Source organism: Streptomyces sp. JJ66, from assembly GCF_019303495.1.
Classification (GTDB): Bacteria; Actinomycetota; Actinomycetes; order Streptomycetales; family Streptomycetaceae; genus Streptomyces.
In genome coordinates this window covers 1-8029 of record NZ_JAEVFI010000051.1, presented here as the reverse complement: position 1 = coordinate 8029, position 8029 = coordinate 1, and the positions used below count along the sequence as shown (strand labels likewise).

Annotated in this window: 7 protein-coding genes; 3 read left to right on the top strand and 4 right to left on the bottom strand. The window is 70.4% G+C overall.

Features of this window, described 5'->3' with window-relative positions; translation table 11 throughout:
* On the bottom strand, window positions 1-2390 hold a 2390-nt coding region (locus tag JJV70_RS22125), incomplete at its 3' end, for a nitrate- and nitrite sensing domain-containing protein (protein ID WP_219049810.1).
* A 539-nt stretch (window positions 2391-2929) separates the two neighbouring features.
* On the opposite strand from JJV70_RS22125, the gene JJV70_RS22120 reads away from it, so the two are divergent.
* On the top strand, window positions 2930-3094 hold the full coding sequence (locus tag JJV70_RS22120; protein ID WP_219049812.1) for a hypothetical protein: 165 nt from the start codon (window positions 2930-2932) through the stop codon (window positions 3092-3094).
* A 150-nt stretch (window positions 3095-3244) separates the two neighbouring features.
* Here the strand turns inward: JJV70_RS22120 and JJV70_RS22115 are convergent, their stop codons facing one another.
* The 3 genes from JJV70_RS22115 to cimA all read right to left on the bottom strand — a co-directional run bounded on the left by JJV70_RS22115 (window position 3245) and on the right by cimA (window position 6944).
* Window positions 3245-3451: an acyl-CoA carboxylase subunit epsilon gene (locus JJV70_RS22115; protein WP_308294959.1), complete on the bottom strand. Its 207-nt coding sequence runs from the start codon at window positions 3449-3451 to the stop codon at window positions 3245-3247.
* A 27-nt stretch (window positions 3452-3478) separates the two neighbouring features.
* Window positions 3479-5071, bottom strand: coding sequence for an acyl-CoA carboxylase subunit beta (locus JJV70_RS22110; RefSeq protein ID WP_219049809.1), 1593 nt, complete (start codon window positions 5069-5071; stop codon window positions 3479-3481).
* A gap of 244 nt (window positions 5072-5315) precedes the next feature.
* Complete coding sequence (cimA, locus tag JJV70_RS22105) at window positions 5316-6944, bottom strand: citramalate synthase (protein WP_219049808.1); 1629 nt, start codon at window positions 6942-6944, stop codon at window positions 5316-5318.
* A 418-nt stretch (window positions 6945-7362) separates the two neighbouring features.
* Here cimA and JJV70_RS22100 point away from each other — a divergent pair, with 418 nt between their 5' ends.
* Both JJV70_RS22100 and JJV70_RS22095 read left to right on the top strand, forming a co-directional pair.
* A complete protein-coding gene (locus JJV70_RS22100) occupies window positions 7363-7803 on the top strand; it encodes a hypothetical protein (RefSeq protein ID WP_219049807.1) in 441 nt (146 codons plus the stop codon).
* A 4-nt stretch (window positions 7804-7807) separates the two neighbouring features.
* The coding region (locus JJV70_RS22095; RefSeq protein ID WP_219049806.1) for a hypothetical protein at window positions 7808-8029 on the top strand (222 nt) is incomplete at its 3' end.

Sequence of the window (8029 nt, the reverse complement as noted above, 5' to 3'; positions counted from 1 at the left end):
GACGCGGGCGTGCGGGGGCCGGAGCCGGGGCGCTGACCCGGCTGGCCGCCGGGGCCGCCCGGCCTGCCCTGGCCCAGCGGGCCGTTGCCGCCGCCGTTGCCGGGCAGGGCCGCGCGCGGCATGGCGCCGGGGACCTGGCCGCGGGTGTGCAGCCCGCCGAGCTTGCTGGAGCCGGGCGCCGGGGCGCCGGAGCCCTGCGGCTCGCGCTTCAGCGAGGCGCTGGGCGCACCGCCGCCGCCCGGGCCGCCCTTGGCGCCCTGGCTGACCTCGACGGGGAGCATGACCAGCGCCGTCGTGCCACCGGAGTCCGAGGGACGCAGCTGGATGCGGATGCCGTGCCGCAGCGACAGGCGGCCGACCACGAACAGGCCCATGCGGCGGGAGACGGAGACGTCCACCGTCGGCGGGTTGGCGAGCCGGTCGTTGATCGCCGCGAGGTCTTCGGGCGACAGGCCGATGCCGGTGTCGTGGATCTCGACCAGCACCCGGCCGTCGGGCAGCGCGTGCCCGGTGACCTTGACCTTCGTCTGTGGCGAGGAGAACGACGTGGCGTTCTCCAGCAGCTCGGCGAGCAGGTGCACGAGGTCGTTGACGATGCGGCCGGCGACCTGGGTCGGGGGCACCGCGCTCAGTTCGATGCGCTCGTACTGCTCCACCTCGGAAGCGGCGGCACGCAGCACGTCCACCAGCGGCACCGGGCGCGTCCAGCGGCGTCCTGGCTCCTCACCGGCGAGGACGAGGAGGTTCTCGCCGTTCCGGCGCATACGGGTGGCCAGGTGGTCGAGCTTGAACAGCGAGGACAGCTGGTCCGGGTCGGCCTCGCGGGACTCCAGCTCGGAGATGAGCGAGAGCTGACGCTGGATCAGACCCTGGCTGCGGCGCGAGAGGTTGGTGAACATCGCGTTGACGTTGCCGCGCAGCATCGCCTGGTCACCGGCGAGCCGGACGGCTTCGCGGTGGACGTCGTCGAACGCGGCGGCCACCCGGCCGATCTCGTCCCGGCTGTGCACACCGACGGACTCGACGGTGGTGTCCACTTCCTGCGGGTCGGACTCCGAGAGCTGCTTGACCAGTTCGGGCAGACGGTTGCGGGCGACGTCGGTCGCGGTGTCCTGGAGGCGGCGCAGCGAACGGACCATGGAGCGGGCGACGACGAACGCGCCGATCAGCGAGATACCGAGCACCAGAAGGATGACGGCACCGTTGAGCAGGGCGTCCTGCTGGGCCTCCGAGCGCAGCTCGCGGGCGTGGTCGTCCATCTCGTCGAGCAGGGTCTGCTCGATGCGGGCCATCGCGTCGATCTTGGTGCGGTCCTGGTCGTACCAGTCCATGTACGAGCGGGCCTCGGCCTTGATGCCGCCCTCGCTCTTGAACACGCGGGATGCGTACTCGTCGGCCGAGGTGATGTTGACGTCGCCGCCGTCCAGCGGGGCGGTCAGCTCGGCGGCTTCCTCGGGCCCGTAGATGACGTTGAAGCGGTTGAGCTCGGCCCGCTCGTTCTCGTTGGCCTTCTTGCCGTAGCGGCGGTCGTTCTCCGACAGCTGCGGGCCGTCCTGGTGCGCCAGGCCCGCGCTGATGATCGCGCGCTGCATGGACGCGTACTCCTTGGCGGTGGAGAACGCGGCCAGTGCACGGGTGCTCTGGATCATGTCGGGGTTGCTGGTGGCCTGCGCCATGTCCTGCGACAGGGCCAGCAGCGACTCGATCAGGGTGTTGTACTCGCTGACCGTGTCGGCGATGGCGTCCGGGTCGTCGTAGGCGCGTTCCCGGATGTTCTTGATGGTGTTCAGCTGGCGGCCGATGTCGATGATCGTCGCCTGGACGCCGGTGAGCTGGTGATCGCCATCGACGGTCAGCTGCTCGGTGGCCTCGTTGAACGCCTTCTTGGCCCGGTCGGTGTCCTCGCGGGGGCCGACGACGGTGTCGTCCTTGGCGTTGCCGTGCGAGGTGAGCGGGCCAGCGGAGCGGTCACGCTCCTCCTGCAGGGCGGCGGCCAGCACGGTGGCCTGCTCGGTCATCTCCGTCAGCAGCCGCATGTTCTCCAGCTGCTCGACCTCACTGGTGGCCTCGGCGATCCGCAGACCACCGAGCACGGTGGCCACCGCCACCGGCAGCGCGAGCAGGGAGACCAGGCGCGTGCTGATGCGCCAGTTCTTCAGCGCCAGCCGGGACGCGGGGCCACCGGGCTCCTTGGGGGCGGCGGCGGTACCGCTCGCGGCGTCCGGCTGGACCGGGGAGACCGAGGAGCCCTGCTCCCCGGGGCCGCCCTCCTGGACGGCCGGGTCCGCCCCGCCGTCCTGCGCGCGCCGGGGGAAGGAGCCGCGGTCGGTCGCCCCGCGCAGCTCCGGGTTCCCCGCAGCGCTGCCATCCCTCTTGAAACGTCCCTGCACTAGCGTCGCAACCTCTGGACCAGGCGCCCCCCGCTGCCGGAGGACGGTATTGAGTCGGAAGGCCCAAGCGGCCCCGCCGACGGTCGTGAGCGACCGTCGCAAGCCGTCAGACCCGCCGCGCAGCGCTGCTGTGCGCCCCACGCGCGCCGGCTGAAAGTCCTGCGGCGGTCCGTGGAATTCCAGCACAGTGCCCGATCCTCCAACAAGGGCCGGGGTGGACACCGCGCCGGTCGTGACACTGCGCGAAACGGACGTCACGACCCGTGAGAAACCTCATCCCAAATATCGGACTTTTCCCCATCAGGCGGTCGCGCGTTCAACGTGTCCCGCAAGTAACACCCCGCTGCGAAATGTGACGCTTGCAGCCTTTGCCCGCTTTGCCGTCTCCGCCTTTGCGCGCGCTATGTCCGTTTCGTCAACGGTCAGGTGAGTAAACTCACAGCGTCCGGACTGACTGTACCGACCATCTGATGGGCAGATCGTTTTACTCTCGTGATTTGCCCGCGTCCGGAACACACAAAAGGCCCAGACCAGTGAAGATGACCCTGATCAGCCGTAACGTCGCCAACCCCCAGCGGACCACGCTGGCGCACCTGACGGACACGGACGCCCTGCTTCTGGAGGCCGGGGAACACGGGCTCGACCTGCCCGAGGCCACCGCCAACCCGCGCCGCACCACGCTGATCGACGCCCCCCAGGGCTGACGCACCCGCACGTCGAACGCCGCAGGGACCGGGCGGGGTTGGGTCCCTGCGGCGTTCGAGGTCAGCGACGAGGCCGCTTCCGGCAGTGCGGCGGCACGGCTACCGCCGGGGCGCGTGCCCGGCGGTAGCGCCGGGACACACGCCGGGGGCTCACAGCTGCCAGCTGTGCGGCGCGCGGAAGCCGGGGGTGCGCTCCAGCCGCCGCCACCGGGCGGTGGTGCGCGTCGGTCCGGTGGGGGCGCTCTCCGCGCCGCCGGCCGCGCGGACCAGCAGCAGGGCGGTGACGGCGGCGAGTTCCTCCTCGCTGGCGTGCCCCTTCTCGACGCGGACGAGGCTGGCGGTATCAGTCATGCTCACGGGGGCTCTCCTTGACGGGCGGCGGGGTCACTGCGGCGGGTTGCCGTGCTTGCGGGAGGGCAGGTCGGCGTGCTTGGTGCGCAGCATCGCCAGCGAGCGGATCAGCACCTCGCGGGTCTCGGCGGGGTCGATGACGTCGTCCACCAGGCCGCGCTCAGCCGCGTAGTAGGGGTGCATCAGCTCGGCCTTGTACTCCTTGACCATGCGCGCGCGCATGGCGTCCGGGTCGTCGGCGGCGGCGATCTGGCGGCGGAAGATGACTCCGGCCGCGCCCTCCGCGCCCATCACCGCGATCTCGTTGGTGGGCCAGGCGTAGGTCAGGTCGGCGCCGATGGACTGGCTGTCCATGACGATGTAAGCACCGCCGTACGCCTTGCGCAGGACCACCGAAACCCGCGGCACGGTGGCGTTGCAGTAGGCGTACAGCAGTTTCGCCCCGTGCCGGATGATGCCGCCGTGCTCCTGGTCCACGCCGGGCAGGAAGCCGGGCACGTCCAGCAGGGTGACGATCGGGATGTTGAACGCGTCGCACATCTGCACGAAGCGGGCGGCCTTCTCCGAGGAGTGGATGTCCAGCACTCCCGCCAGCGACTGCGGCTGGTTGGCGACGATGCCCACCACCTGGCCGTCCATCCGGGTCAGGGCGCACAGGATGTTGGCCGCCCAGCGCTCGTGGACCTCCAGGTACTCGCCGTCATCGACGATCTCCTCGATCACCCTGCGCATGTCGTAGGGCTGGTTGCCGTCCGCCGGCACCAGGTCCAGCAGAGCCTCGGCGCGCCGGCCGGCCGGGTCCTCGGTGGCCACCGTCGGCGGGTTCTCGCGGTTGTTCTGCGGGAGCAGCGACAGCAGGTAGCGCACCTCCTCCAGGCACGTCTCCTCGTCGTCGTAGGCGAAGTGGGAGACCCCGGAGGTGGCGGCGTGCACATCCGCACCGCCCAGCCCGTTCTGCGTGATGTCCTCCCCCGTGACGGCCTTCACGACGTCCGGGCCGGTGATGAACATCTGCGAGGTGTCGCGGACCATGAACACGAAGTCCGTCAGCGCCGGCGAGTACGCCGCACCCCCCGCGCACGGGCCCAGCATCACCGAGATCTGCGGAATCACGCCCGAGGCGCGGGTGTTGCGCTGGAAGATCCCGCCGTACCCGGCCAGCGCCGAGACACCCTCCTGAATGCGGGCGCCGGCACCGTCGTTCAGCGACACCAGCGGCGCACCCGCCGCGATGGCCATGTCCATGATCTTGTGGATCTTCGTCGCGTGCGCCTCCCCCAGCGCCCCGCCGAAGATCCGGAAGTCGTGCGCGTAGACGAAGACGGTCCGCCCGTGCACCGTCCCCCAGCCCGTCACCACACCATCGGTGTACGGACGCTTGGCCTCCAGGCCGAACCCGGTCGCCCGGTGCCGGCGCAGCGGCTCCACCTCGTGGAAGGAACCCTCGTCCAGCAGCAGGTCGATCCGCTCCCGGACCGTCAGCTTGCCCTTGGCGTGCTGCGCCGCCGTCGCCTTCTCGCTCGGCCCGCTCCTGGCCTGCTCCCGCAGGGCGTGCAGTTCCGCCGTGCGGCCGCGGGCGTCGGGCACGGCCGGGGCGTCCGTAAGGGGCTGGGACAGATCGGTCATGTATAGACCCTACGAAAGATCCGGGCCGATCCCTGTCGTTGGGTTCGCACAGTCTCCGTCGGTGTTTCCTGGCCGCGCCGCACAGAAACGGTAGCCGGACCCCCGGTTACCGCACTGACACGACAGACGCCAGCGGCCCCGCACTGTGGGGGTTCTACAGCGCGGGGCCGGTTTCAGGCGTACCGCCCGGGAGCAGGCAGGCGGGTCACCTCGTCCCGTCCGCCGGGCCATCACCCGGGTGGGCTCACTCCGTCGGCTCGACGCCCGCGCGCAGCAGACCGTAGGTGTAGGCGTCGTCCAGCGCCTGCCAGGAAGCCGCGATGACGTTGGCCGCCACGCCGACCGTGGACCACTCGGTGGTGCCGTCCGAGGTCGAGATCAGTACCCGGGTGGTGGACTCCGTGCCGTGCGCCCCGGCCAGCGTGCGCACCTTGTAGTCCACCAGTTCCAGCCGGGCCAGCTGCGGGTAGACGCGCTCCAGCGCCACCCGCAGCGCCCGGTCCAGCGCGTTGACCGGTCCGTTGCCCTCCGCCGCCGCCACCGCGCGCTCGCCCTTGGCCCACAGCTTCACCGTCGCCTCGTTGGCGTGTGTGCCGTCCGGGCGGTCCTCGGCGATCGCGCGCCAGGACTCGGTGCGGAAGAAGCGCGGGGCGCCGCGTTCCCCCGCGTCCCCGTGGGCGGCCCGGTGTACCTCGTCGCGCAGCAGCAGCTCGAACGACGCGTCGGCCGCCTCGTAGGTGTAGCCGCGCAGTTCCTGCTCCTTGACCCGGGCGACGACACGGCCCACCAGATCCCGGTCGCCGGTGAGGTCGTAGCCCAGCTCCTTGCCCTTCAGCTCCACCGAGGCGCGTCCGGCCATGTCGGAGACGAGCATGCGCATCGAGTTGCCGACCAGTTCGGGGTCGATGTGCTGGTAGAGATCCGGGTCCACCTTGATCGCGGACGCGTGCAGCCCGGCCTTGTGCGCGAACGCCGAGACGCCCACGTAGGGCTGGTGCGTGGACGGCGTCAGGTTCACCACCTCGGCGATGGCGTGCGAGATCCGCGTCATCTCCGGCAGCGCGTGTGGCGGCACCACCGTCCGCCCGTACTTCAGTTGCAGCGCGGCGACGACGGGGAAGAGGTTGGCGTTGCCGACGCGTTCGCCGTAGCCGTTGGCCGTGCACTGCACGTGGGTGGCGCCGCCGTCCACCGCCGCGAGCGTGTTGGCGACCGCGCACCCGGTGTCGTCCTGGGCGTGGATGCCCAGCCGTGCCCCGGTGTCGGCTCGCACCGTGCGCACCACCGCCTGCACCCGCGCGGGCAGCATGCCGCCGTTGGTGTCGCACAGCACCACCACGTCCGCCCCCGCCTCGTAGGCGGCCCGCACCACCTGTTTGGCGTACTCGGGATTGGCTTGGTAGCCGTCGAAGAAGTGCTCGCAGTCCACGAACACCCGGCGCCCGAGCCCGCGCAGGTAGGCCACGGTGTCCGCGACCATCGCCAGGTTCTCCTCCAGCGTGGTGCGCAGCGCCAGCTCCACGTGCCGGTCATGCGACTTGGCCACCAGCGTGACGACGGGTGCCCCGCTGTCGGCCAGCGCCCGCACCTGCGGATCGTCGGCCGCGGCGACCCCGGCCCGGCGCGTCGCCCCGAACGCCACCAGCCGCGCGTGCTGAAGCTCCAGCTCGGTGCGGGCCCGGTCGAAGAACTCCGTGTCCCTCGGGTTCGCGCCCGGCCAGCCGCCTTCGATGAAGCCCACCCCGAAGTCGTCCAGGTGGCGGGCGATGGTCAGCTTGTCCGCGACGGTCAGATTGATGCCCTCCCGCTGGGCACCGTCCCGCAGCGTGGTGTCGAAGACGTGAAACGAATCGTCGGGGGCTGCCGTGGTCATGCTGGATCGAACTCCTGTGAGTAATGAGTGGGACCGGTAGGTGCCGCACATACACAGCTCCACTTGTCCCCATCATCCCGCGCTCCTGCTCCCCCGGCCGGAGGTCGGGCCGGGAAAACGAAAAAACCCCTCGCGGGTGCGAGAGGTCGGCGCGCGGGTCTGGGACACGGTGTCCACTGCCGCCATCGGTAGGGGCGGTCAGCGTTCACGGCGGACCGGCGCGCTGTCACCAATCACCATGGCGAGCAGAAGCACCCACCCAGTCAACCACACCGGCCACCCCCGCCCCGCCATGTCTCACCATGCGGAAACCCGGCCCGTGCCCCGTCACACGGCTGAGGACTCCTGCTCATGCCCGGTAGACGGAGCGCTGGCAGTATGTCCGCGACCGTGAGGCACTCAGTGTGAGGGAGTACGCATGGGGACAGCGCGATCACCGCTGTGGGACCTGGTCGAAGGGACCAGCCAGGGTAACGAGGCCCCCGTTTCCACCTCGCTGGCGTCCGCCAACGGAAGCGGAGACGCCGGCGGTGGCGAGGGCTCCCTGCGGTCCGACACCACGCTCTGGAACGGCGCCGCAGAGGATGTCGGCTCGCTCCGGGGAAACGTCAAGAAGGCCACCGGTGAGCTCACCGACAGCCAGAAGGGTTTGGGCTCGGGCGATGTGACCGTCACCGGACTGGAGACCGGCGCCGCACAGCTCACGGTCTACGACACCTGGGAGCGCTACCTTGACCTGCTGAGCCGGGAGACCGCCGAACTCGACGACAAGCTGCGCAAGGCCGGGTCCGACCACTACAAGAACGAGGAAGCGATCGAGGCCGCGTTCTCCCAGCAACTGACCAAGCCGGAGCAGTGAGACCGTGGTCCTCTTCACGACGCTACGCGACCTCGATCCCGCCGAGTTCGACCAAGCCGCCGACGGCTACCACACCGTGAGCAGCGCGGCCAGCGAGGCCAAGGACCGCCTCACCAACGAAACCATCGCCAAGGCGTTCCCGGACACGAGCAACAGCAAAGAGCGGATCTCATCTACGCCCTGGCGAGTGAAGATCGTTTCCGATGGATTACGAAGATCGCCTGTA